Origin of the sequence: Rhodoplanes sp., from assembly GCF_013377085.1 — a bacterium.
GTDB lineage: Bacteria > Pseudomonadota > Alphaproteobacteria > Rhizobiales > Xanthobacteraceae > Rhodoplanes.
The window spans coordinates 104368-126763 of the sequence record NZ_JACAAX010000009.1 but is presented as its reverse complement, the minus strand read 5'-3'; the positions used below and the strand labels follow the sequence as shown (position 1 = coordinate 126763).

Annotated in this window: 25 protein-coding genes and 1 other RNA gene; 9 read left to right on the top strand and 17 right to left on the bottom strand. The window is 68.9% G+C overall.

The annotated features are described in order from the left end of the window. Positions 1-27: 27 nt before the first annotated feature. Positions 28-894, bottom strand: a complete 867-nt coding sequence (locus tag HXX10_RS09295; protein WP_296521894.1) for an NlpC/P60 family protein — start codon at positions 892-894, stop codon at positions 28-30. After that, positions 891-2267: a M17 family metallopeptidase gene (locus tag HXX10_RS09290; RefSeq protein WP_296521893.1), complete on the bottom strand. Its 1377-nt coding sequence runs from the start codon at positions 2265-2267 to the stop codon at positions 891-893. Before HXX10_RS09290 ends, HXX10_RS09295 begins: the two co-directional genes overlap by 4 nt. A gap of 154 nt (positions 2268-2421) precedes the next feature. Here HXX10_RS09290 and HXX10_RS09285 point away from each other — a divergent pair, with 154 nt between their 5' ends. Both HXX10_RS09285 and HXX10_RS09280 read left to right on the top strand, forming a co-directional pair. Then, a complete protein-coding gene (locus tag HXX10_RS09285; protein ID WP_296521892.1) occupies positions 2422-3048 on the top strand; it encodes a glutathione binding-like protein in 627 nt (208 codons plus the stop codon). A gap of 145 nt (positions 3049-3193) precedes the next feature. Continuing rightward, positions 3194-4036, top strand: coding sequence for a tetratricopeptide repeat protein (locus HXX10_RS09280; RefSeq protein WP_296521891.1), 843 nt, complete (start codon positions 3194-3196; stop codon positions 4034-4036). 315 nt (positions 4037-4351) lie between these two features. Here the strand turns inward: HXX10_RS09280 and HXX10_RS09275 are convergent, their stop codons facing one another. The 12 genes from HXX10_RS09275 to HXX10_RS09220 form a co-directional block, all read right to left on the bottom strand. Beyond that, positions 4352-5317, bottom strand: a complete 966-nt coding sequence (locus HXX10_RS09275; RefSeq protein WP_296521890.1) for a type II secretion system F family protein — start codon at positions 5315-5317, stop codon at positions 4352-4354. Between the two features lie 8 nt (positions 5318-5325). Beyond that, complete coding sequence (locus tag HXX10_RS09270; protein WP_296521889.1) at positions 5326-6303, bottom strand: type II secretion system F family protein; 978 nt, start codon at positions 6301-6303, stop codon at positions 5326-5328. Positions 6304-6402: 99 nt separating this feature from the next. Further along, entirely contained in the window at positions 6403-7929 is a 1527-nt protein-coding gene (locus HXX10_RS09265) for a CpaF family protein (RefSeq protein WP_296521888.1), read from the bottom strand. A 22-nt stretch (positions 7930-7951) separates the two neighbouring features. Continuing rightward, complete coding sequence (locus tag HXX10_RS09260; protein WP_296521887.1) at positions 7952-9223, bottom strand: CpaE family protein; 1272 nt, start codon at positions 9221-9223, stop codon at positions 7952-7954. After that, the gene (locus HXX10_RS09255) at positions 9220-9999 is read right to left on the bottom strand and encodes a CpaD family pilus assembly protein (RefSeq protein WP_296521886.1); all 780 of its coding nucleotides are present in this window, start codon (positions 9997-9999) and stop codon (positions 9220-9222) included. Before HXX10_RS09255 ends, HXX10_RS09260 begins: the two co-directional genes overlap by 4 nt. Positions 10000-10024: 25 nt before the next feature. Beyond that, positions 10025-11470, bottom strand: a complete 1446-nt coding sequence (locus HXX10_RS09250; RefSeq protein WP_296521885.1) for a type II and III secretion system protein family protein — start codon at positions 11468-11470, stop codon at positions 10025-10027. 44 nt (positions 11471-11514) lie between these two features. Next, on the bottom strand, positions 11515-12312 hold the full coding sequence (cpaB, locus tag HXX10_RS09245) for a Flp pilus assembly protein CpaB (RefSeq protein ID WP_296521884.1): 798 nt from the start codon (positions 12310-12312) through the stop codon (positions 11515-11517). 243 nt (positions 12313-12555) lie between these two features. Continuing rightward, positions 12556-13059: a prepilin peptidase gene (locus HXX10_RS09240; protein WP_296521883.1), complete on the bottom strand. Its 504-nt coding sequence runs from the start codon at positions 13057-13059 to the stop codon at positions 12556-12558. Between the two features lie 4 nt (positions 13060-13063). Continuing rightward, positions 13064-13237 (bottom strand): Flp family type IVb pilin, encoded by a 174-nt coding sequence (locus HXX10_RS09235; RefSeq protein WP_296521882.1) that lies wholly within the window; start codon positions 13235-13237, stop codon positions 13064-13066. 189 nt (positions 13238-13426) lie between these two features. After that, a complete protein-coding gene (locus HXX10_RS09230; protein WP_296521881.1) occupies positions 13427-13591 on the bottom strand; it encodes a Flp family type IVb pilin in 165 nt (54 codons plus the stop codon). A gap of 225 nt (positions 13592-13816) precedes the next feature. Then, positions 13817-13981 (bottom strand): Flp family type IVb pilin, encoded by a 165-nt coding sequence (locus HXX10_RS09225; RefSeq protein WP_296521880.1) that lies wholly within the window; start codon positions 13979-13981, stop codon positions 13817-13819. Positions 13982-14219: 238 nt separating this feature from the next. Next, positions 14220-14387 carry a Flp family type IVb pilin gene (locus tag HXX10_RS09220; RefSeq protein WP_296521879.1) on the bottom strand — a complete coding sequence of 56 codons (168 nt, stop codon included), beginning with the start codon at positions 14385-14387 and terminating at the stop codon, positions 14220-14222. 338 nt (positions 14388-14725) lie between these two features. On the opposite strand from HXX10_RS09220, the gene HXX10_RS09215 reads away from it, so the two are divergent. The 3 genes from HXX10_RS09215 to HXX10_RS09205 all read left to right on the top strand — a co-directional run bounded on the left by HXX10_RS09215 (position 14726) and on the right by HXX10_RS09205 (position 16561). Next, on the top strand, positions 14726-15217 hold the full coding sequence (locus tag HXX10_RS09215; RefSeq protein ID WP_296521878.1) for a pilus assembly protein N-terminal domain-containing protein: 492 nt from the start codon (positions 14726-14728) through the stop codon (positions 15215-15217). 176 nt (positions 15218-15393) lie between these two features. Next, entirely contained in the window at positions 15394-15975 is a 582-nt protein-coding gene (locus HXX10_RS09210; RefSeq protein ID WP_296521877.1) for a TadE/TadG family type IV pilus assembly protein, read from the top strand. 7 nt (positions 15976-15982) lie between these two features. Further along, positions 15983-16561, top strand: a complete 579-nt coding sequence (locus HXX10_RS09205; protein WP_296521876.1) for a TadE/TadG family type IV pilus assembly protein — start codon at positions 15983-15985, stop codon at positions 16559-16561. Positions 16562-16783: 222 nt separating this feature from the next. Here the strand turns inward: HXX10_RS09205 and HXX10_RS09200 are convergent, their stop codons facing one another. From HXX10_RS09200 to HXX10_RS09190, 3 genes are read right to left on the bottom strand one after another with little or no spacing between them, the layout of a single operon-like run. Next, positions 16784-17236, bottom strand: a complete 453-nt coding sequence (locus HXX10_RS09200; protein ID WP_296521875.1) for an Lrp/AsnC family transcriptional regulator — start codon at positions 17234-17236, stop codon at positions 16784-16786. Positions 17237-17278: 42 nt separating this feature from the next. Continuing rightward, on the bottom strand, positions 17279-18229 hold the full coding sequence (gene nudC / locus HXX10_RS09195; protein WP_296521874.1) for an NAD(+) diphosphatase: 951 nt from the start codon (positions 18227-18229) through the stop codon (positions 17279-17281). A gap of 21 nt (positions 18230-18250) precedes the next feature. Next, entirely contained in the window at positions 18251-18685 is a 435-nt protein-coding gene (locus HXX10_RS09190; RefSeq protein ID WP_296521873.1) for an HIT domain-containing protein, read from the bottom strand. Between the two features lie 97 nt (positions 18686-18782). Between HXX10_RS09190 and ffs the strand changes: the two genes are divergently transcribed. From ffs to recR, 4 genes are all read left to right on the top strand, one after another. Beyond that, positions 18783-18881: signal recognition particle sRNA small type (ffs, locus tag HXX10_RS09185), an RNA gene on the top strand. A 45-nt stretch (positions 18882-18926) separates the two neighbouring features. Then, complete coding sequence (locus HXX10_RS09180; protein WP_296521872.1) at positions 18927-20930, top strand: DNA polymerase III subunit gamma/tau; 2004 nt, start codon at positions 18927-18929, stop codon at positions 20928-20930. A gap of 131 nt (positions 20931-21061) precedes the next feature. Next, entirely contained in the window at positions 21062-21382 is a 321-nt protein-coding gene (locus HXX10_RS09175; RefSeq protein WP_296521871.1) for a YbaB/EbfC family nucleoid-associated protein, read from the top strand. Between the two features lie 254 nt (positions 21383-21636). Continuing rightward, a complete protein-coding gene (gene recR, locus HXX10_RS09170; protein ID WP_296521870.1) occupies positions 21637-22239 on the top strand; it encodes a recombination mediator RecR in 603 nt (200 codons plus the stop codon). Positions 22240-22396: the final 157 nt, after the last annotated feature.

The window sequence follows — 22396 nt, the reverse complement described above, 5'->3', positions numbered from 1 at the left end:
TCCGGCCCTGCGGCCGGCCGACCATGCTCACATGCCGGGCGTCGGCCCGGCAAGCCGCCGCACGCTGGTCACGGCGCCGCCGGCCTCGGCGATGCGCCGCACGGTGTCGGCCGTGCGCTCGATCGCCACCATCAGGTGGTGGGCGTTGGCGTGCACGAGGGTGTCGGCATCACGCACGATGGCGACATGGCCTTTCCAGAAGATCAGGTCGCCGCGGCGCAGCGCCGCGAGATCGTGCGGATCGGGGAGCGCCGCGCCGAGCTCGCGCTCCTGCATGTCGCTGTCGCGCGGCGCGGCGACCCCCGCTGCTGCGAGCGACACCTGCACCAGGCCGGAGCAGTCGATCCCGAGGCTGGTCTTGCCGCCCCACAGATAGGGCGTGCCGGCGAACCGTTCCGCCACCGCCACGAAGTCCGGCTCCGTCGTGTCGATCGCAGCGAGATGGCGGGCGAAGACGAAGCCGCCCGACGCCAGCACGGCGAACGCGCCCTCGGGGCGCACGACCGCGACCCGGCAGCCGAGCGAGATCATCGCCAGCGGCGTGGTCTTGATCGACGGCTCCGGAAACACGAAGGTGCGCAGCGCCGCGACGCGGTGCGTCGGCGTCGGCCCCGGCGGCGCCAGCGCGTGGCTCGGCAGATAGCCGACATAGCCGTCGGCAAGCTGCGCCCACGACCAGCCCTCGTCGTCGTCCTCGTAGACGGTGACGCGCTCGCCCAGCAGCACCTCGGTGTCGAGCGGCGCATCCGGCTCGCGCCGGCGGCGCAGCGGCGCCTGCGGCTCGACCACGTCGCGCACGCGGCCTTCGACGAAGCGCGTCGCCTCGACCTGCCCTTCCAGATGTGCCGCCGCGAGATCGCCCCGCGCCGGCGTCAGCCGCGGATCGAAGGTCATCCGTAGCGCTCGGTGAGCAGCGCATAGAGGGCGCGGGCCGCCTGGCATTCGCCGCCCTCGGGCCGGCCGGGCTTGGCCGACGGCGTCCAGGCGTAGATGTCGAGATGCAGCCAGCTCTTCGCCGCGGCGACGAAGCGGCCGAGGAACAGCGCGCACAGGATCGAGCCGGCGAAGCCCGAGGTGCCGACATTGTTCACCTCGGCGACCTTGGACTCGATCATCGACTCGTAAGGCCGCCACAGCGGCATCCGCCACAGCGGATCGTGCTCGGCGGCGGCGTGCCTGGCGAGCGCGCCGGCGAGCGCATCGTCCTCGGTGTAGAAGGGCGGCAGATCCGGCCCGAGCGCCACCCGCGCCGCACCCGTCAGCGTGCCCATGTCGATCAGGAGGTCGGGCGCCTCCTCGTCGGCCAGCGTCAGCGCGTCGGCCAGCACCAGGCGGCCCTCCGCGTCCGTATTCCCGATCTCGACCGTGAGGCCCTTGCGCGACGGGTAGACGTCGAGCGGCCGGAAGGCGTCGCCCGAGACGGAATTCTCCACGGCCGGGATCAGCACGCGCAGGCGGATGCGCAGGCCGCGCTCCATGATCATGTGGGCGAGCGCCAGCACGCTCGCGGCACCGCCCATGTCCTTCTTCATCAGGCGCATGGAGGTCTCGGTCTTGAGGTCGAGACCGCCGGTGTCGAAGCACACACCCTTGCCGACCAACGTCACCTTGGGGGCGGCGGGATCGCCCCAGGTCAGATCGATCAGCCGCGGCGCCCGGGTCGAGGCGCGGCCGACCGCGTGGACGAGCGGCAGGTTCTCGGCCAGCAGCGCATCGCCGACAATGCTGCGCACGGACGCGCCATGGCGCTCGGCCAGCTTGCGGGCGACCTCCTCGAGCTCGGCCGGGCCCATCTCGTTCGACGGCGTGTTGACGAGATCGCGGGCCAGATACACGGCCTCGGCGACGCAGCCGAGATCCTGGCCGATGCCGTCGGGCGGCACCAGCCGTACCTCGCGATCGCCGCCGCTCTGGTAGCGGCCGAACCGGTAGGCGCCGAGCGCGAAGGCTAGCGCGGCGAGCCGCGCGTCGGCGGGCGCCTCGGCGAACCGGTAGATGCCGCGCGGCAGCAGGCCCGGCAGGCGGCCCGGCAGGAAGGGATCGCGCCCGGCCCGGCCGGGCGGCTCGACCCCGAACAGCACCCCGGCGAAGCGGCCGCGGCCATCGGGCAGCAGCGCGTGGCGGCCGGGCTTCGGCTCGAAGCCGACGGCGTCCGCGAACGCCGCCGCCGCCGGATCGAGCTTTGCACGCAACGCCGGCCAGCCGGCCGGATCGACCAGCCAGATCGGGGTGGCGGTGGTGCCGTCGCTCGCAAATGCCGGTTGCATGTCGAAAGGGTCCCGTGTCGCGTGACAGCCGTGCTAGCACGCAGCCGCCCGGACTTGAAGCGTTGCAGGCTTGCGGCGGGGCGCGTGGACGCCGGCGCGGCATTCGACTATTCGGTCATGCGGCGCGACCCACGGCGCCGGACGAGGACCCCGCATGGCGATCGAGTTCTATGCTTTCAACACCCCCAACGGCCGCAAGATCAGCGTCGCGCTCGAGGAGATGGCGCTGCCCTACACGATCAAGATCGTCGACATCGGCAAGAACCAGCAGTTCGACCCGGCCTTCCTGGCGATCAGCCCGAACAACAAGATCCCGGCGATCGTCGATCCCGACGGGCCCGGCGGCGAACCGATCAGCGTGTTCGAATCAGGCGCCATCCTGATCTATCTGGCCGAGAAAACCGGCCTGTTCATGCCGCGCGACCTGCGGGGGCGCGTGCCGGTGCTGGAATGGCTGATGTTCCAGATGGCCGGCTTCGGCCCCATGCCCGGCCAGGTGCACCATTTCCTGCAGGTGGAGAACGAGCAGGACCGCCGTTACGGGCTCGAGCGCTTCAAGAAGGAGACGCACCGGCTCTACGGCGTGATGGACCGCCGCCTCGCCGACCGCGCCTTCTTCACCGGCGACATCTCGATCGCCGACTTCGCCCTCGTCGGCTGGGCGTGGCGGCACGAGCGCCATCAGGTCGATCTCGACCAGTACCCCAACGTCAAGCGCTGGTACGAGACCATGATGGCGCGCCCCGCGGTCGCGAAGGGGTTTGCGGTGCTGCTGAGCTGAGGGCGCCCAGCCACACGCCGCCGCCGCCGTGCGGTCACATCGGTGAAGTCCGAAATACTTTAACCGGGCGTTAGGGTTAACGGTCTATTTCTGATCAGGTGACGGAGCGCCGCAGATCGCGCCCCGGCATGTGTGAGGTGAGACCGTGTCCCGACGTAACCGCTTCCCCCGACTCCTGGCCTCTGTCGCGTTGCTGGGGCTGCTCGGCGCCTCGCTGGCCGGCTGCACCACCACGGGCAACACGCTGGGATCGGCGCTGAGCTCGCTCGGCTCGGGCGACCGCACCGGAGCGGTGACGACGGCGGCGCAGCCGCGCGGCGAAACCGACTGGCGGCGCGAGGCCGAGATCTACGGCGCCCGCTACCGCACCGACCCCTCCGACAGCACCGCCGCCGTGGCCTATGCCAGGGCGCTGACCGCCACCGGCCAGCGCGTCCAGGCCGTGTCGGTGCTGGAGCAGACCTCGCTGCGCAATCCGAACGACCAAGTGCTGCTCGGCGCCTATGGCCGGGCGCTGGCCGATACCGGCCGCTTCGACCAGGCTCTGGAGGTGCTCGGCCGCGCCCACAGCCCGGACCGACCGGACTGGCGCATCCTGTCGGCGCAGGGCACCGTGCTGGACCAGCTCGGCCGCCACAAGGACGCCCAGGCCTATTACGCGAGCGCCCTGAAGATCGTCCCGGACGAGCCGACCGTGCTGTCCAATCTCGGCCTCTCCTACGCACTGGCGAAGGACCTGCCGCGCGCCGAGGCGACGCTGCGCCGCGCCGCCGCACGGCCGACCGACGATCCGCGGGTGCGCCAGAACCTCGCGCTGGTGGTCGGCCTCCAGGGCCGCTTCGCCGACGCCGAGGACATCGCCAAGGCCGAGCTGCCGCCCGACGAGGCCTCCGCCAACGTCGTCTATCTGCGCGAGATGCTGGCCCAGAAGGGCGACTGGAAGCAGATGGGCCGTCCACCCAAGATCGCCGCCAAGGGCCAGTCGTGAGATAGACCGTCCCGTCGAGCCGGTGCGTGTCATACGGATGCAGCGTCCAACAAACGCAGCTCGAGCAACTTCTGCCGACCGAGCCGCAGTCCTTCGTCCTCGCCCTCTCCCCGCCGGAGGGCTTTGCAGAACTCACCTCGTCGTTCCGGGGCGGCCCGCAGGGCCGAGCCCGGAACCCATAACCCCTGTGTTTCTGAAGCAATCGGCACCGGTATTAGGGATTCCGGGCTCGCGGGCTGTCGCCCGCGAGCCCGGAATGACGAATTCTGCAAAGCCCCCTGCCGGGGAGAGGCGAACCGAGCGAGCCGCACGCCCTCACTTCATCGCCATCACCTGGATGGCGGCGGGGCCGAGAATCACGACGAACAGCACCGGCAGGAAGAACACGATCATCGGCACGGTCAGCTTGGGCGGCAGCGCGGCGGCGCGCTTCTCGGCCTCGGCCATGCGCATGTCGCGGTTCTCCTGGGCCATCACGCGTAGCGCGTTCGCCATCGGCGTGCCGTAGCGTTCCGACTGCTGCAGCGCCAGGCAGACCGACTTGACGCCTTCGAGGCCGGTGCGCTTGGCGAGGTTCTCGTAGGCCTGCTTGCGGTCCGGCAAATAGGACAGCTCGGCGGTCGTCAGGGTCAGCTCCTCGGCGAGCGGAATCGACTGCGCCCCGACCTCCTGGCTCACCTTGCGCAATGCCGCCTCGATCGACATGCCGGATTCGACGCAGATCAGCAGCAGGTCGAGCGCGTCCGGAAAGGCGCGCCGGATCGATAGCTGCCGCTTCTGGATCTTGTTCTTCAGGACCAGCGGCGGAAGCTGGATGCCGAAGAAGGTGGCGCCAATGCACATGCCGATCTTGACGGTGGTCGGCTGGTCGAGATCCAGGATGAAGAAGACGTAGAGAATCGACAGCGCCATCATGACGAGCGGCGCCACCATGCGGAAGAACAGGAAGCCCACATAGGGCGCCGAGCCGCGATATCCCGCCTGGGTGAGCAGGTCGCGCGCCTCCTCCTTGCCGAGCCATTTGTTGAGGTTGAACTGCTCGACCACCCGCTGCATGTACTGCTTGGGCGAGGCGCGCAGCTTGACCCGGTCGCCGCGTGCCATCCGCTCACGCTCGCGCTGGCGGATCTTCTCGCGCTCGATCGCCACCGCGTTCATCCGTTTGGACAGCGTGTCGCTGGCGAGCAGCGGCATCGCCAGCGTGACGACGGTGGCGCCGGCCGCGATGGCGGCCAGGATCATCATCATCAGCCGGGGATCGTGAAGGAGATCGGAGATCATGGTCTCGCTCAAAAGTCGAAGTTGATCATCTTCTTCATGACCAGGATGCCGGCCGTCATCCAGGCGGCCGACACGGCGAGCAGGACGTGCCCGGTCGGGTGCGTCCACAGCAGCGAGATGTAGTCCGGGCTGGTGATGTAGACGGTGAGCATCACGATCGGCGGCAGCGCGCCGATGATGCTGGCCGACGCCTTGGCCTCCATCGACATCGCCTTGATCTTCTCTTTCATCTTCTTGCGGTCGCGCAGCACGCGCGACAGATTGCCGAGCGCCTCGGAGAGATTGCCGCCGGCCTGCTGCTGGATCGCCACGACGATGCCGAAGAAGTTCGCCTCCGCCAGCGGGATGCGCTCATAGAGCCGGCCGCAGGCCTCGCCGAGCGGGACGCCGACCGTCTGGGTCTCCAGGATGGCACGGAACTCGCTGCGGATCGGCTCCGGCGAGTCGGCGACGATCACCTTCATCGAATCGAACAGCGGCAGGCCCGCCTTGATGCCGCGCACGATGACGTCGACGGCATCGGGGAAATGCTCGAGGAACTTCGCCTCGCGCCGCTTGCGCAGGAAGTTCAGGATCCAGGTCGGCACCCCGCCGCCGGCCGCGAATCCGAGCCCGAGCGCGGCCAGCAGCCCGCCACCGGCCAGCCAGGTGAGAGCAAACACCGAGACGCCGAGCACGGCGCCGATGGTGATGAACTTGCGCTTCGACCAGTCGAGCCCGGCGCGGCCGATCCGCACCGCGAGGGACGGACTGTTGGCCTTCTTGCCGCGCGCCTCGATCTCGTTGAGGGTCTCCTCGAGCTGCTCGCGGCGCAGCCGCTGCGGCGAGCGCGTCGACACCTTGCGCACCGGCTCGGCACGCACGACGCTGCCGAACCGCTCCTCGGCCGCCTTCTCGCCGGACAGCATCGGATAGAGAAAAACCCAGGCGACGCCGCCGACCGACACGGTCACCAGGAACATCAGCGCGATCGTCTGCAGGGTCATGACCATACTCCTCGTGCCGCCCCTCCCCTGCCGGAGACGCCGGACGGCCCGTTACACCACGCATACACGGACCCGGCGCCGAGGCCCCGGGCGACCACATCAGGACGCGTTGCCGACCTCTGCCGCGTCCAGCGCCTTGGCGAGCCGGCCGTCCTCGCCGAAATATCGGGCCCGGTCCCAGAACCGCGGCCGACCGATCCCGGTGGAGCGGTGGCGGCCGATCAGCCTGCCGTTGGCGTCCTCGCCGAGCAGGTCGTACAGGAACAGGTCCTGGGTGATGATGACGTCGCCTTCGAGGCCCATCACCTCGGTGATGTGGGTGATCTTGCGCGAGCCGTCGCGCAGGCGCGCCGCCTGGATGACCACGTCGACCGAGGCGCAGACCATCTCGCGGATGGTGCGCGACGGCAGCGAGAAGCCGCCCATGGTGATCATCGATTCGAGGCGCGACAGCGCCTCGCGCGGATTGTTGGCGTGCAGCGTGCCCATCGAGCCGTCGTGGCCGGTGTTCATCGCCTGCAGCAGGTCGAACGCCTCGGGTCCGCGCACCTCGCCGACGATGATGCGCTCGGGCCGCATGCGCAGGCAGTTCCGCACCAGGTCACGCATGGTCACCTGACCCTCGCCCTCGAGGTTGGGCGGCCGCGTCTCCAGCCGGACGACGTGCGGCTGCTGGAGCTGCAGCTCGGCGGCGTCCTCGCAGGTGATGATCCGCTCCTCCTCGTCGATGTAGCGGGTCAGGCAGTTGAGCAGCGTCGTCTTGCCCGAGCCGGTGCCGCCCGACACGATGGCGTTGACGCGGCAGCGACCGATGATCTTCAGGATCTCGGCGCCTTCCGGCGTGATCGTGCCGTAGCGCACGAGCTGCTCGAGGGTGAGCTTGTCCTTCTTGAACTTGCGGATGGTGAGGGCCGGCCCGTCGATCGACAGCGGCGGCACGATGACGTTGACGCGCGAGCCGTCCGGCAGGCGCGCGTCGCAGATCGGCGAGGATTCGTCGACGCGCCGGCCGACCTGGCTGACGATGCGCTGGCAGATGTTGAGAAGCTGCTGGTTGTCGCGGAAGCGGATTCCGGTCTTCTGGATCTTGCCGGCGACCTCGATGTAGACCGTGCCTGAGCCGTTCACCATCACGTCGGCGATGTCGTCGCGGGCGAGCAGCGGCTCCAGCGGGCCGTAACCGAGCACGTCGTTGCAGATGTCGTCGAGCAACTCCTCCTGCTCGGCGATCGACATCACGATGTTCTTGATCGCGATGATCTCGTTGACGATGTCGCGGATCTCCTCGCGCGCCGATTCGGCGTCGAGGCGGGCGAGCTGGGCGAGGTCGATGGCCTCGATCAGGGCGCCGAAGATCGAGCTCTTGGTCTCGTAATAGGAGTCGGAGCGGCGCGAATCGACCGCCGCCGGCGTCCGAGCCGGGGCCTGGTTCGGCTGGTCGGCGAGCGTCGGCACCCGGCCCGCGACGGTCGCGGGCGGCGGCACCATCGGGGCGGCGAGCCCGCTCGAGGGGAACGGCGCTTGCCCCGCCTCGGTGCGCTCGGGCGGCGGCGGGGCCACCGGCGCGGGCGTCATCCGCGGCGGTTCCCTCGCTTCCGTCGGCAGGCCGGACCGTCTTCCGAACACAATACTCTCCGGGGCGGCGGGGTCAGCGGGCGAACAGCTTCCCGATCAGTGGTTGCAACAGGCCGGGGCGGGTCTTCTTCGACTCGGAGCGGCCGGTGAGGATCTGGGCGAGATGCCGGAACGATTCGGCGATCCGGTGCGTGGAGGCGACCTCGGCGATCATCTGCCCGTTGTTGGCCGCGGTGCCGAAGAGCTGCGGCTCGAACGGGATGACGGCAACCGGCTCGTCCTCGAGCGCCTTGGCGAAGTCGGGCGGCTTGATCTCGGGACGTTTCGGCACGCCGACCATGTTGAGACAGTAGAGCGGCCGCCGGTCGTTCGGCCGCGCCGCCTTGAGCATGTCGACGATGTTCTTGGCGTTGCGCAGGCTGGCGAGATCGGGCGTCGCCACCACCAGGATGTCGTCGGCGCCGACCAGCACGCGCTTGGTCCAGGCCGACCACAGATGCGGCACGTCGAGCACTACGCAGGGCACGCTGGCGCGCAGCGAGTCGATGACGGGATCGAAGCTCTCCGGGGCGAAGTCGTAGGCCCGGTCGATGGTGGCCGGCGCCGCCAGGAGGCTCAGATGGTCCGTGCACTTCGACAGCAGCCGGTCGATGAAAGCGGTGTCGACCCGATCCGGCGAGAACACCGCGTCGGCGATGCCCTGCGGCGGATCCTGGTTGTAGTCGAGGCTCGCGGTGCCGAAGGCGAGATCGAGATCCGTTATCACGGTGTCGAGCGAGAGATCGCGCGCCACCGCCCAGGCGATGTTGTGGGCGACCGTCGAGGCGCCGACCCCGCCCTTGGCGCCGACCACGGCGACGATGCGGCCGACCGGCTTGGCGCTGGGGGAATGGAACAGCGTCGACACTGCCCGCACGACGTCGATCGCGCCCACCGGCGCGATCAGGTATTCGCTGATGCCGCGACGGACCAGCTCGCGATAGAGGCCGATGTCGTTGTGGTGGCCGATCACGATGACCCGGGTCGCCGCGTCGCAGACCTCGGCGAGCTCGTCGAGCGCGCCGATGATCTCCTCGCTGCGATTCTCGGTCTCCAGCATGATCACGTTCGGCGTCGGCGAGTTGCGATACGCTTCGGCGGCGGCCGCCATGCCGCCCATCTGGACGCGCACATGCGCCTTGATCATGCGGCGGTCGCCGGCGGCGGACTGCACGGCCGCAGCGGTTTCCGCGGTCTCGCAGAAGGCCTGGACGGACACGCGGGGCGCCGGCGCGATGTAATCGTCGTCGCCGGGCGCGGTGACGGTCTCGGGGCTCGCCGCCGATTTCTGCTGATACGTGATCATTTGCCGACGTCGCTGATCTTGCCCTTGTCTTCCTTCGGGTAGTTGCCGCCCGTCGGCTCGCCCTTTCGGTAGTTGTCCAGCACGACCGTGCGGCGCGAGGTCGGGCTCGGACCCTCGCCGCGCGGCTGGACGAGGTCGTGCGGATCCTCGACCATCGCGGCGAGATTGCGCTGGGTGGCACAGCCGAGGTTGAAATAGGGCTTGTTCGACATATAGCCGGGATCGGCGTAGCTCGGCCCGAGGTCGTTCGGCCACAGTCCGCAGGGACCGGCCTCGGCGACCATCCGCGGGTAGCGGATCCGCATGGTGGCGACCTTCTTCGGGCTGTCGGGCTGGTAGGGCTGCACATAGACGCCGTTCGGCGGCAGACCGCCGGCGTGCAGGAGCGACTGCACCTCCGGCAGCGCGTCGGCGGCCGCTCGCTCGTTCGGCGTGCCGGCCGGAAGCTCGACGACGATGCCGCCGGTCGCCTCGCGCTTCCAGTTGTGGGCGAAGGCGAGCACCTGAGCGCGCTGGTTCGGCGTCAGCCCGCCGCGATTGGTGCCGATGAACAGCTCGATCGCCTGGTCGCCCTCGTGAATGGCGATCGGATGGCGTAGCCGGTAGTCGTTCGGCACGCTGGCCGTCTGGTCGCGCGATCCGAGGCAGCCGCCGAGCGCGGTGGCGAGCATCAGGGCCGCGGCGGTGCGCAACAGGGTGGCGTGCACGGAACGGGCGCGCGGCACGCCTGCGCCGGGACGCTCCCTCATCGGCTTGGTCGGGTCCGCTCGAGTCATGTGGTCGTCTCCCGGTCCCTGCCACTCAGTCCAGAATGAAGCCGTACTTGCCGAAATAGGTGCGGCTCGGATCGGCGCTGCCGCTCACGCCGTAGATCTTGTTGAGGCGGCCGAGCAGCACGGCGGATGGATCGGAGATGTCGGCGTACCCGTCGTCGGGCCGCGACAGGCCCTTCGGCGCCACCGACCGAACCGTGTAGGGCGCCACCATGATCATCAGCTCGGACTCGCGATTCACGTAGTCCCGGCTGCGGAACAGCGTGCCGAGCACCGGAAGCTGGAGCAGCCCGGGCACGCCGTTGATCGCCTGCTTGGTCTGCTCCTGGATCATGCCGGCCATGGCGAGCATGCCACCGGACGGGATCTCGACGACCGTCTCGGCGCGCCGCGTCCGGATCGACGGGATCGTGACGGTCGGTCCGCCGATGGTCGGCTGCAGCGTCATGGAGTTCTCGTTGGACAGATCCGAGACCTCGGTCATGACCTTGAGGCTGATGCGGCCCTCGCTCAGCACCACCGGCGTGAAGGCCAGCCCGATGCCGAACTTCTTGAACTGAACCGCGACCTGGCAGTTGCGGCCGGTCTGGTCGCAGGTCAGCCCGCCCGGGATGGGAAACTCGCCGCCCGCCAGGAACGTCGCGCTCTCGCCCGACACCGCGCTCAGATTCGGCTCGGCCAGCGTGCGGATGACGCCGGCGCGCTCCATCGCCTTGAGGGTCGCCGTGACCTTGCCGAAGGTTCCGGTGAACGCCGTTCCGCTGAGGTCCCCGCCATAGGCCGAGAACGGATTGCTGGTGCTCAGGTTGAGCACCGCGTTGCCGCTGCCGATGGTGCCGTCGAGATTGATGCCGAGCTGCTTGATGATGTCGCGCTGCACCTCGGCGACCGTGACCTTCAGCATCACCTGGTCGCGGCCCTTCACCGCGATGGCATTGAGCACCTTCGTGTCGGTGCCGACCAGGCGGACCGCGAGGTCGAAGGCCTGCTGGGCATCGGACGGGCTCGTCACCGTCCCGGTGAGCATGACGCCCTCGCCGGCGCCCTCGATCGACACGTCGCCTTGCGGGAACATGCGGCGCAGGGTCGCGCGCAGGCCGTTGAGGTCGCGCGTCACCGCGATGTCGTAGCCGACGATCTGGGCGCCGGTCTCGTCGAAGAAATAGATGTTGGTCTGCCCGATCTTGCCGCCGATCAGATAGGCGCGGCGCGACGAGCGGATCACCGCATTGGCGATCTCGGGATTGGCGACCAGGACGTCCTTGACGTCGCGCGGCAGGTCGATCACCACCGACTTGCCGACGCCGAGCTGCACCGACTGCACGCCCGGCTCGACCGCCATCGTCTCGACGGCAGGCGGCGGCAAGGGCGGCGGCAGCCCGCGCGGATCGGCGGCGCCGGCCGGCTGCGCGAGGCCGACGGCGGCCCCGACCAGCAGCGCTCCCAGCGCGACGGCCCGCTTCATGGCGCTCATGGACATCTCCGCCCCCTTGCCTCGCAGCCCACCCCGTAAGCCGCTCACTTTGCGATCGTCGTGCTCGTCACGCCGAAGCGGACCATGTTCAGCCGGTTGCTGCGCTCGACCTCGACCACCTCGCCGCGGTCCCTGCTCGGGTCGGAGTCGGCGAGGCTGCGCAGCGCCAGCGACAGCGAGCCCATCTGCTTGGAAACCGCGAGGGTTTCGGCCTGGCGCGGCGTCAGCTCCAGCGTCGCGGTGCGTCCGACCACGACCTTCTGGCCGTTCTTCTCCTCGACGAGCTGGTCGATGGCGAGCACCCGCACGTCCGGCAGCACGGTCTCGCTGACATGGGCCTCGATGCCGGTCGCGCGCTCGGATTCGCGGTCGCGGCGGGTGAGCAGCACGTCGACGCGGTCGTTCGGCAGGATGAAGCCGCCGGCGCCGGTCTCCGGCGAGATTTCGGTCGACACCGCCCGCATGCCCTGCGGCAGGATGGCGGCCATGTAGCCCGAGCCCTTCACCTTGATCAGCTTGCTCTCGCGCACCGGCTCGCCGGCGGCGATCGGCGTGCGGGCGATGGCGCCGACAAACTGCGCGACGGCGTCGGGGCGCTCGTTGCGGCGCAGGAAGGCGGGGCTCAGCGCGGCCGTCGGCCACGGCTGCCACTGCACGTCCTGCTCGCTGAGGCTCTGCCCGATCCCGATGTCGTTCTTGGCCACCAGCACCTCGACGGTGTCGAGACTGGCGGCCGGGGCCGGAGCCGGAGCCTCCTGGCGGTCGAGGCCGCCGGCCAGGATGGCCGCGAGGCCGCCGGCGACGACGGCGATTCCGAGGACGATCAGGCGGGCGGCTTTCATACGCTTCACTTTCCACATGACGCGACGGCACCAGACTCCGTCCTGCCGGCATTTCAGCAGCCAAAGGTCAATTCATGGTTAATGAGGCGTATCCGGTTTGCCACATCGGCCGACCAGAGAGGCGCGAAGCCCCTGAGCGACAGGGCGTATTTGAACGGATGTTTCTTCCCGGCGCCGGCCGCGCGGGGCACGGCGCGACCGTGCGAGACGAACCGGGGAAAGCCGTGGCGGCGGCGCGACGGCTCAGCCGATCGCGGCCATCCAGGGGGTCGACGGATAGATCAGCAGCGCGGCGGCGGCGAGCGCGATCCCGTACGGGATGCCGCCGTCGCGGCGGTGCAGGCGCTCGATCCAGGCCTCGTCGCCGAGCCGGCCCGGCAGGGCGTATTTGCGGAACTCGAGCAGGCCGAGCGTGAGCACGCCGCCGAGCAGCGAGGCGTAGAGCACATACTCGTAGAGGAAGCCGAAGCCGAGCCACAGGGCGGTCGCGGCCGCGAGCTTGGCGTCGCCGCCGCCGATCCAGCCGCGGGCGAAAAAGACGAAGCTGACGACCAGCACCACGGCCGCGGCGCCGAGATGCTCGCCGATCTCCGCGATCGGCATGCCGCTCGCGGCCGCGAGCGCGCCGAAGCCGAGCGCGAGCAGAATCGCCACCCGGTTGGAGATCGTCATGGTGAAGAGGTCGCTCGAGGCGGCGAACGCCATCAGAGCCGGGAAGACGAGCAGGCGCGCGGCATCGAGGAGCATGGCGTCAGTTCCCCGACGCGAGGCTGTTGGACACTTCGGTGTAGCGGTCCTTCATGCTCGTGCCCATCGCCTGGACGGCGGCGATGATGGTGATCGAGACGCCGGCTGCGATGAGCGCGTACTCGATCGAGGTGGCCGCACGGTCGTCCCGGACGAAACGCTTCAACGCACGGATCATGCTTCCCTCGAACATCGCCCTCGCGGCGTAGGTGAATGATACGTGGAAGGGATTAAGCGCCGGTAACTCCGGTCGGGCGTTTCGGCGGGTCGCGTGGCGTGCGCCCGCGACTCTCGCACCAGGAGTCCCCCCGGGCTGGCAACCGCCCCGTCCGATGCGGGACCGTCGCCGTCCGAGCCGAGCCGGTCGTTACTTGCCGATCTGGCTGGAGACGTTCGAGAAGGTGTTCATCAGGCTGGTGCCGAGCGAGTTCACCACCGCGATGATGGCGACCGAGATGCCGGCGGCGATCAGGCCGTACTCGATGGCGGTGGCGCCGGACTGGTCGGCAGCGAAGCGCTTGATGAGAGTCATGTCACGTTCTCCTGAAATGGATGATCGCCCGTGTGGCGACGTGAGCATGGTCGCATCGACACGCGAAAGAGGTAATAAGAGAAGTTGCAGAATTTCCCGCCGTGACTTGTGCAATATTAATGCGATCCCGTTCACGTCGCATAAACCATATCATGTCTTCCGTCCGAGAATGCGGAAGGCCCCGGGCGCGGCGCCCGGGGCCTTTCGTATCGTGCCGGCCGGAGCTTACTTGCCGAGCTGGCTGGAGACGTTCGAGAAGGTGTTCTTCAGGCTGGTGCCGAGCGAGTTCACCACCGCGATGATGGCGACCGAGATGCCGGCGGCGATCAGGCCGTACTCGATGGCGGTCGCACCGGACTTGTCGGCGAGGAAGCGCTTGATGAGGGTCATTTCGGTTTCCTTGGTGTTGTCAAATCCGAGGCCGGACTGTTCGGCCGACGGTGGAGTCTCGCATCCACCCGTCGCCGAGCCGATAAGCCGAAGCAGCGAAAATCGGCGGAATGTTCGCGTCAAATCAGAACCGATCGTTTAACGAATTCGTGGCGCGGGCCGCGAAGAGCTGCCCTGAAACAGCAGAAGGCCCCGGACGCGAGGTCCGGGGCCTTCTGTTTTCGAGCCTGCGGTCGGCTTACTTGCCGAGCTGGCTGGAGACGTTCGAGAAGGTGTTCTTCAGGCTGGTGCCGAGAGAATTCACCACCGCGATGATGGCGACCGAGATGCCGGCGGCGATCAGGCCATACTCGATGGCGGTCGCACCAGACTCGTCCTTCGCAAAGCGCTTCACAAGGTTGTTCATGTCCTGCTCCTGGAGTCCACGCATACTGTCTGAGCTCGGTCCGCCAACCAGTTGTGTCCCGGTCAATCCGGACCTTGGCGCCACGTTAGCGCAGGCCCCTTGCGTGCCGGTTAATTCGCTCGCAGAATCCGGGCCTCATCGCGATCGTTTGGCGCGTGGTTAACACCCTGTTTCAAATGTCGTGCAAATTGGCGAGGAAGTCCCCGAAAATCGGGCCTTTCTGCAACTCGGCCGCATCCGGCTCATTGGCATTTGATTCACCAATTCCGTCGCAAGGTCGAGAGCGCGGATACGGCCGTCTCGCGGTCGTCGGTTCCGGTGTGATTTGGAGAGTTCCGATGACGTGCTCGTCGTGGCGGTGCTGGCCTGGTCCGATCGGCTTGGCGCTCTGCCTCCTCTGCGGTGTGGCGGCTGCGGAACCGGCGGCGCCGGCCGATCCCCTCGTCGTTGTTCTCGATCAGGCCCGCATCGTCAAGATGCCCGAGAACGTCGCCACCATCGTGATCGGAAACCCGCTGATTGCCGATGTTTCCGTGCAGGCCGGCGGCATGATGGTGATCACCGGCAAGGGATACGGCGTCACCAATCTGGTGGCGCTCGACCGCGCCGGAAAGATGCTGATGAACGAGGCCGTGCAGGTGCAGGGACCGCCCGACGCCGTCGTCGTCTATCGCGGCGCCAGGCGCGAGTCGTATAGTTGCACGCCGGACTGCGACCGCCGCATCACGCTCGGCGACACGCCGGACTTCTTCGACGCGACCATCTCGCAGACCAGCACGCGCAACCTGCGCGCCCAGGCCGGCGCCGGCGGTCCGGGTCCGGCGCGCTGAGGCTCGGTCGCGCACCGCGGGGTGACGAGACCAGGCTCCGCGCGCCCCTCTTGGTTAAAGTTTTCTCAATCGGAGGGGCGGGCCGCTACCGGTCCAGCGCAAGGGTTTCACAACAGGCCTTTGCCTAAAATAGCTCGTTCGCGAGAGGTGCGCCCATGCTCCGACGATGCACGAGGATGCTCGAAGCCGTCCAGGCGGGGTTGTCGGCGCGCGTCGTGGCGCCGGCGCGTTCGGCTGTGCGGTCGACGACGCCGGCTTGGCTGCGGAGCTTCGTGCGCCGGAAGGAAGGCACGACCGCCATCGAGTTCGGCATCGTGCTGCTGCCGTTCATGTCGATCCTGCTGATGACGATGGAGACGGCGCTGGTGTTCTTCGCCCAGCAGACGCTGGAGACCGCGGTCGCCGATTCGGCCCGTCTGATCATGACCGGGCAGGCGCAGAGTGCGAGCTTCGACGCCGACAAGTTCAAGACCGCGGTGTGCGGCAAGATCGTCGCTCTGTTCGACTGCGCGAACGGAATGTATGTCGACGTGCAGAAATACACGTCGTTCGCCTCGATCACCAGCACCGTGACGGTCGACTCGAGCGGCAAGCCGGTCACCACCTATCAGCCCGGCGCCAACGGCGACATCGTCGTGGTCCGCCTGATCTACAAGTGGCCTATCGTCTCGCCGCTGACCCAGACCTATCTGGCCGACAGCTCGTCCACCACGCGCATGCTGGTCGCGACCGCCGCATTCCGCAACGAACCCTTCTGAGGCTGCCATGCCGCACGCCCGACTGCTCCGCTTCCTCGCCGAACCGGCTCGACGGTTCGGCGGCGACGACGGCGGCGTCTCCGCCGTCGAATTCGCGTTGCTGCTGCCGGTGATGCTGACGCTCTATCTGGGCGGCGTCGAGGTGACCCAGGCGGTCAGCATCGACCGCAAGGTGACGCTGGTGTCGCACACGGTCGCCGACCTGGTGGCGCAGGCCACCACGGTGAGCACGACCGATCTCACCAACATCCTCAGCGCCGCCACGGCCGTGCTGGCGCCCTACTCGTCGGCCAACCTGAAGGTCACGGTGTCGAGCGTCGTCGTCGACAAGTCCAAGAAGGCGACCATCGACTGGAGCTCGACGCAGGGCGGCACGGCGCGCACCAAGGGCACCGACGTCTCCAGCCTGATCCCGTCCGCGCTGCTCGCCCCCTGCGCCACCGCGACCACCGCCTGCACGCTGATCTGGGGCGAGGCCGCGTACAGCTACAAGCCGACGATCGGCTACGTCATCACCGGCACCCTGCCGCTGTCCGACCAGATCTTCATGAAGCCGCGGATGACCAACCAGGTCACCAAGAGCTGACGCGGGCTTCGGCGCCGAGACGACGCGATCAGCCATCCCGTTCCGCTCGTCCCCGCGAAGGCGGGGACCCAGGGCCACGCAAAGCAAGACTGGATTCCCGCTTGCGCGGGAATGAGCGGAGGATATCGATCCTCCTGAGAAAATCGCAAATGCTTCGACCTCGGCCCCGATGGGGACGAGCCCGGCACCGACACCGAAGCTCGGCGTCGGTGCCCGCCGGCCTCACCCGATCGGCAGCACCGTGGTCGACTTGATGCGCTCCATGGCGAAGCGCGAGGTGACGTTCTTGAGCGGCACCGTGGCGATGAGCTGCTTGTAGAAGCGGTCGTAGGCGTGCATGTCGGGCACGACGACGCGCAGCATGTAGTCGACGTCGCCGGCCATCCGGTAGAACTCCATCACCTGCGGCATCGCCCCGACCGTCTGGGCGAAGCGATCGAGCCATTCCTGCGAATGGTCGGCCGTCTCCACCGAGACGAACACCGTGACGCCGAGCCCGACCTTGTCGGGATCGACCAGCGCCACCCGGCGGGCGATGATGCCGGCCGCCTCCAGCTTCTGGATGCGCTTCCAGCACGGCGTCGAGGACAGGCCGACGCGGTTGCCGATCTCCTGCACGGAGAGCGAGGCGTCGTCCTGGAGCAGCGCGAGGATCTTTCGGTCGATGGCATCCATGGCGGGTCCGTGCGCGGCATCGGGCCGAAGCGAGGCGCCGGCTCACGCCGGCCGCCAAGTCTCCTCGACCCAGCCGCGGATGAGGAAATGGGCGATGGCGATGGGGGGCGGCGTCGTCAGCGCGCCGGGATGGCGGCGCTCCAGCATGGCGGCGACCTCGTCGCGGGAAAACCAGCGCAGATCCTCGAGCTCGTCGATGTCCATCACGAGGTCGGTGTCGAGCGCCTCGGCGTAGCAGCCGATCATCAGCGACATCGGGAACGGCCAGGGCTGCGAGGCGGCGTAGTGCACCCGGCCGATGCGGATGCCAGCCTCCTCCCGGGTCTCGCGCCGCACCGCCTCCTCGATGTTCTCGCCCGGCTCGACGAAGCCGGCGAGGCAGGACCACATGCCGGGGGCGAAGCGGGCCTGGCGGCCGAGCAGGCAGCGCTGGCCGTCGACGGCCAGCATGATGACGACCGGATCGGTGCGCGGGAAATGCTCGGCCCCGCAGGCCGGGCAGGCGCGCCGCCAGCCGGCGTCGGCGACCTGCGAGAGCTGCCCGCAGACCGAGCAGAAGCGGTGGCGGACGTGCCACAGCAGCAGCGCCTTGGCCTCAGCGAGCGGAGCCAGGTGCTCGGCCGCGACCAGGCCCTGCACGGCGATCGAGCGGAGGTCCGTCACCAGCAGGTCGGAGCGCGCCGACAGCGCCTCGGCGGCGCCGGGGTCGAGCCCCAGCCCGAACCGCGGGGCGGCGCCCGACAGGCCGAGCAGGACCCGTTCGCGCCCCGGACCGAGGCCGTCGGCCTCGGCGAGCCCGAACAGCGGGTCGGCGAGCGCGGCACCGCGCCGCATCACCACCATGTCGCCGGCCGTCACATAGGTGCGGGCGGCCGGATCGGCGGCGAGCGCCGCCACCCGGGCCGGGTCGTGCCGGACCGCCGGATCGCGGTCGAGCAGGTTTCCGGTGTAGCCGAGCCGGGGCCGGTCGTCGGAATCGGGACGGTTCAGCATGGCGGCACTAAAAGCAGCCCCCTAGTCGGACGCAAGCCAAATTCTGCGACGCAACGCCTGGATGAAGGCCTCGACCTCCTGCTTGTCGTGGGCGAGCGGCGCCACCTGGCCCCAGACGGGCCGCGGCCAGGCGGCATCCGAGGTGCGGCGGGCGATCACATGGATGTGGAGCTGCGACACCACATTGCCGAGGGCCGCGATGTTGAGCTTGGCGCACTGGGTGACCGCCTTGAGGGCGCGGCCGACCCGGGTGATCTCGGTCATGAGCTGGGCCTGCTCGACCTCGTCGAGATCGATGATCTCGGCCACCTCGGGGCGGCGGGGAACCAGCAGCAGCCACGGATAGTTGGCGTCGTTGATCACCAGCACCCGGCACAGCGGCAAATCGCCGATATTGATCGTGTCCTTGGCGAGCTGCGGGTGCAGGGACCAGGCGGCGGACGGGTCGGGGGGCATTGCGGGCCTTGGGGAACCGGGAATCGATCGGTCGGACCCTACCACGACGACATCCGAGGCGCTTGCAATCCAGCCCCGTCCCGTCGATATAGGGGGCGGGAGGTTGGCGGTGGACGAGCCACTCGCCAACCGGGTCAGATCCGGAAGGAAGCAGCCCTAACGAGCCCCGGTTCGGGTCGCGTGTCAGCCTCCCACTTCTCGAATTCCATTGTGAAATCCACTGCGAGGCCCGGCCGAAGCGATGGACGACGCCGAGACAACCGGGCATGCGGCGCCGGCCCTTTTCGAGCCGACCCCATCCGGGGCGCCCGGCGCGAAGGCCGAACCGGCGACTGCCACGTCCGCATCTCCGACACCCGTCGCGGCCGAACCCGCCGGCACCTACCGGGTGCTGGCGCGAAAATACCGCCCCCAGACCTTCGAGGACCTGATCGGCCAGGACGCGATGGTGCGCACCATCGCTAATGGGTTCGAAACCGGCCGCATCCCCCAGGCCTGGATGCTCACCGGGGTGCGCGGGGTCGGCAAGACAACGACGGCCAGGATTCTTGCCCGCGCCCTAAATTACGAGCTGTCGGACGGCTCGGTCGCCGGTCCGACCATCCACATGCCGAAGCTTGGCGTTCACTGTGAAGCCATCATGGAGAGCCGGCATTTCGATGTGCTCGAGATGGACGCGGCGTCCCACACCGGTGTCGAGGATGTGCGCCAGATCACGGACGGCGTCCGATACGCCCCGACCTCCGCGCGCTACAAGGTATACATCATCGATGAAGTCCACATGCTGTCGGAGAAGGCATTCAACGCTTTTCTAAAGACCATCGAGGAGCCGCCGCCCCACGCCAAATTCGTGTTCGCGACGACCGAGATCCGGAAGGTGCCGATCACGGTGCTGTCGCGCTGCCAGCGCTTCGACCTGCGCCGGCTCGACGCCGACCTCTTGGGGACCCACCTCGGCAACATCGCCGCCAAGGAGAACGTGACGGTCGAGCCGGAGGCGCTGGCCCTGATCGCCCGCGCCGCCGAGGGCTCGGTGCGCGACGCGCTCTCGCTGCTCGACCAGGCGATCGCGCACGCCGCAGGCGCGGCGGGCGGCACCGTCGACGCCGCCGGCGTGCGCATCATGCTGGGGCTGGCCGACCGCAGCCGGGTCATCGACCTGTTCGAAACGCTGATGCGCGGCGACATCGCCGGGGCGCTGACCGAGCTTCGCGACCAGTACGACAGCGGCGCCGACCCGGCGACCGTGCTGGAGGATCTGGCCGAGCTCACCCATTTCGTCACGCGCGTGAAAGTGGTTCCAGCGGTCGCCGACGATCGCGCGTTGTCGGAGGAGGAGCGCTCGCGCGGCCGCGCGCTCGCCACCACCCTCTCGATGCGGGTGCTGTCGCGCACCTGGCAGATGCTGCTCAAGGGCCTGGCCGAGGTCGAGGCTGCGGCGAAGCCGATCGCCGCCGCCGAGATGGTTCTGGTGCGCATCGCCTATGCGGCCGACCTGCCGACCCCCGACGAGGTGATCCGCTCGCTCGGCACCTCCGGCGCGACCGCGTCTGCTGCGGGTGCCGGCAGCGGCGTCCCGGCCGGCCGCGGCGCCCCCCAGGGCGCCCTCGCCGGTGCGGACCGCCCGGCCCGGCCGCCGCTCGACCGCAGCGCGTTCGAACGCAGCGGGCCACGCGGAGGCGCTGCCGCGGAGCCGCGCGTCGCCGCGCCGCGCGCCATGGCCGCCCCCGAGGCCGTCGCCGCCTCGACCCCGACGCTCGCCCGCTTCGAGGACCTGGTCGCGCTCGCCACCGAGCGCCGCGACATTCAGCTCAAGACCCTGCTGGAGCGCGACGTCCGCCTGGTGCGGTTCGAGGACGGGCATCTCGAGATCGCGCTCGAGCCCGATACCTCCAAAACCGTGATCGGCGACCTGTCGCGCCGGCTCGGCGACCTCACCGGCCGCCGCTGGATCGTGGTCGTGTCGTCCGCGCCGGGCCAGCCGACCATCCGGTCGCAGCAGCAGGCGCGCGACACCGAGGCGAAGCGCGGGGTGCTGGCTGACCCGCTGGTGCAGAGCGTGCTGGCTCGCTTCCCCGGCTCGGAGGTCGTGCAGGTGCGCCGGCGCGAGACCGAGGCGACCGAGACGGCGGCCTCCCTGCCGCCGGCGCCCGAGCCCGACGACGACTCCGGCGAGCCGGCCGTGTGGGACGAGAGCGCCTACGGGGCCCACGGGCTCCCTGACGATGTCGACGACGATTTTTGATCGGGGGCCTGTTCGCGTAGGCTCCGCCGACGTTAAGACTTTGAGTCCCGCATTCCGGACCACCGCCGGGCCGGGCCCGACGACATGCTCCACCGCGAGGCGTCCGCGCCCGCCAATTGCACGAGGCGACCATGGCGAACTTTCTCGGCCTGATGAAGCAGGCCGCCGAGCTCAAAGGCAAGATGGAGACGCTCCAAGCCGAGCTCGATCAAATCGAGGTTCAGGGCTCGTCCGGCGGCGGCCTGGTCGCCGTGACGGTGACGCCGAAGGGCGAGCTGAAGAAGATCACGGTCGACCCGTCGCTGATGAAGCCGGACGAGACCGAGGTGCTGGAGGATCTGATCGTCGCCGCGCATGCCGACGCCAAGCGCAAGGCCGACGTTCTGCTCGCCGAGAAGATGCAAGGCCTCACCGGCGGCTTGCCGATCCCGCCCGGCATGAAGCTGTTCTGAGAACGATGGCGCGAGCGGGATGAGACGAGAGCCCGGCGGTCTGGGCTACCCCCCTCCCTGTCCCTCCCCCACAAGGGGGGAGGGAACGCTAGAACCGCGACGCGGTCTCGATTTGGAGCGGTCGTATTGTTGTTTTCGATGACCTCTTGGATCTCCGCTGCCTGCTCCCTCCCCCCTTGCGGGGGAGGGGTGGGGAGGGGGGTAAGCCCCGAGCTCCGCGCTTCTGAGACGCGACCTCCGAGACACGATCGGCGATGAGTGCCGCCGGCCCCGAGATCGAGCGCCTGATCCAGATCCTGGCGAAGCTGCCGGGACTGGGGCCGCGCTCGGCGCGCCGCGCCGCGCTGCATCTGGTCAAGAAGCGCGACCTCCTGATGGCGCCGCTCGCCACCGCCCTGCAGACCGTGATGGACACCGTCACGGTGTGCCGCGTCTGCGGCAATCTCGACAGCAAGAATCCCTGCACGGTATGCAGCGACCCGCGGCGCGACCCCGGTATCATCGTGGTGGTCGCCGACGTCGCGGATCTGTGGGCGCTGGAACGCGCCAATGCGGTCAATGCTCGCTATCACGTGCTCGGCGGCACGCTGTCGCCGCTCGACGGCGTCGGGCCGGAGGACCTCGCCATCGCGTCGCTGGTGACACGGGCCCATGCCGGCGAGGTGAGCGAGGTGATCCTCGCCCTCAACGCCACGGTCGACGGCCAGACCACGGCGCACTACATCACCGACCTGTTGAGCGACGCCGGCGTGAAAGTGACGGGCCTCGCCCACGGCGTGCCGGTCGGCGGCGAGCTCGACTATCTCGACGAGGGCACGCTGACCACGGCGATCCGCAGCCGCACCAATATGGGATGAGCCGCCCTGGGATGACCCGCCCTGGCGGCGGCGCGACAGACGCGGCATCGTCATGCGCTGCGTGCAGAACAGGCCGGCTCGAAAGCTCTTCTTAAGGAACTAGGTCGAGAGACTTAGGGCGAGTTCGCAGATGCCGTGACGTTTGGTCCGGCACGAC

What these genes read in the sequence shown, in the direction of transcription:
- HXX10_RS09295 (WP_296521894.1), bottom strand. Translation starts at nt 894, where the DNA reads ATGACCTTCGATCCGCGGCTGACGCCGGCGCGGGGCGATCTCGCGGCG.
- HXX10_RS09290 (WP_296521893.1), bottom strand. Translation starts at nt 2,267, where the DNA reads ATGCAACCGGCATTTGCGAGCGACGGCACCACCGCCACCCCGATCTGG.
- HXX10_RS09285 (WP_296521892.1), top strand. Translation starts at nt 2,422, where the DNA reads ATGGCGATCGAGTTCTATGCTTTCAACACCCCCAACGGCCGCAAGATC.
- HXX10_RS09275 (WP_296521890.1), bottom strand. Translation starts at nt 5,317, where the DNA reads ATGATCTCCGATCTCCTTCACGATCCCCGGCTGATGATGATGATCCTG.
- HXX10_RS09270 (WP_296521889.1), bottom strand. Translation starts at nt 6,303, where the DNA reads ATGACCCTGCAGACGATCGCGCTGATGTTCCTGGTGACCGTGTCGGTC.
- HXX10_RS09260 (WP_296521887.1), bottom strand. Translation starts at nt 9,223, where the DNA reads ATGATCACGTATCAGCAGAAATCGGCGGCGAGCCCCGAGACCGTCACC.
- HXX10_RS09255 (WP_296521886.1), bottom strand. Translation starts at nt 9,999, where the DNA reads ATGACTCGAGCGGACCCGACCAAGCCGATGAGGGAGCGTCCCGGCGCA.
- HXX10_RS09250 (WP_296521885.1), bottom strand. Translation starts at nt 11,470, where the DNA reads ATGAGCGCCATGAAGCGGGCCGTCGCGCTGGGAGCGCTGCTGGTCGGG.
- cpaB (WP_296521884.1), bottom strand. Translation starts at nt 12,312, where the DNA reads ATGAAAGCCGCCCGCCTGATCGTCCTCGGAATCGCCGTCGTCGCCGGC.
- HXX10_RS09240 (WP_296521883.1), bottom strand. Translation starts at nt 13,059, where the DNA reads ATGCTCCTCGATGCCGCGCGCCTGCTCGTCTTCCCGGCTCTGATGGCG.
- HXX10_RS09235 (WP_296521882.1), bottom strand. Translation starts at nt 13,237, where the DNA reads ATGATCCGTGCGTTGAAGCGTTTCGTCCGGGACGACCGTGCGGCCACC.
- HXX10_RS09230 (WP_296521881.1), bottom strand. Translation starts at nt 13,591, where the DNA reads ATGACTCTCATCAAGCGCTTCGCTGCCGACCAGTCCGGCGCCACCGCC.
- HXX10_RS09225 (WP_296521880.1), bottom strand. Translation starts at nt 13,981, where the DNA reads ATGACCCTCATCAAGCGCTTCCTCGCCGACAAGTCCGGTGCGACCGCC.
- HXX10_RS09220 (WP_296521879.1), bottom strand. Translation starts at nt 14,387, where the DNA reads ATGAACAACCTTGTGAAGCGCTTTGCGAAGGACGAGTCTGGTGCGACC.
- HXX10_RS09215 (WP_296521878.1), top strand. Translation starts at nt 14,726, where the DNA reads ATGACGTGCTCGTCGTGGCGGTGCTGGCCTGGTCCGATCGGCTTGGCG.
- HXX10_RS09210 (WP_296521877.1), top strand. Translation starts at nt 15,394, where the DNA reads ATGCTCGAAGCCGTCCAGGCGGGGTTGTCGGCGCGCGTCGTGGCGCCG.
- HXX10_RS09205 (WP_296521876.1), top strand. Translation starts at nt 15,983, where the DNA reads ATGCCGCACGCCCGACTGCTCCGCTTCCTCGCCGAACCGGCTCGACGG.
- HXX10_RS09200 (WP_296521875.1), bottom strand. Translation starts at nt 17,236, where the DNA reads ATGGATGCCATCGACCGAAAGATCCTCGCGCTGCTCCAGGACGACGCC.
- nudC (WP_296521874.1), bottom strand. Translation starts at nt 18,229, where the DNA reads ATGCTGAACCGTCCCGATTCCGACGACCGGCCCCGGCTCGGCTACACC.
- HXX10_RS09190 (WP_296521873.1), bottom strand. Translation starts at nt 18,685, where the DNA reads ATGCCCCCCGACCCGTCCGCCGCCTGGTCCCTGCACCCGCAGCTCGCC.
- HXX10_RS09180 (WP_296521872.1), top strand. Translation starts at nt 18,927, where the DNA reads ATGGACGACGCCGAGACAACCGGGCATGCGGCGCCGGCCCTTTTCGAG.
- HXX10_RS09175 (WP_296521871.1), top strand. Translation starts at nt 21,062, where the DNA reads ATGGCGAACTTTCTCGGCCTGATGAAGCAGGCCGCCGAGCTCAAAGGC.
- recR (WP_296521870.1), top strand. Translation starts at nt 21,637, where the DNA reads ATGAGTGCCGCCGGCCCCGAGATCGAGCGCCTGATCCAGATCCTGGCG.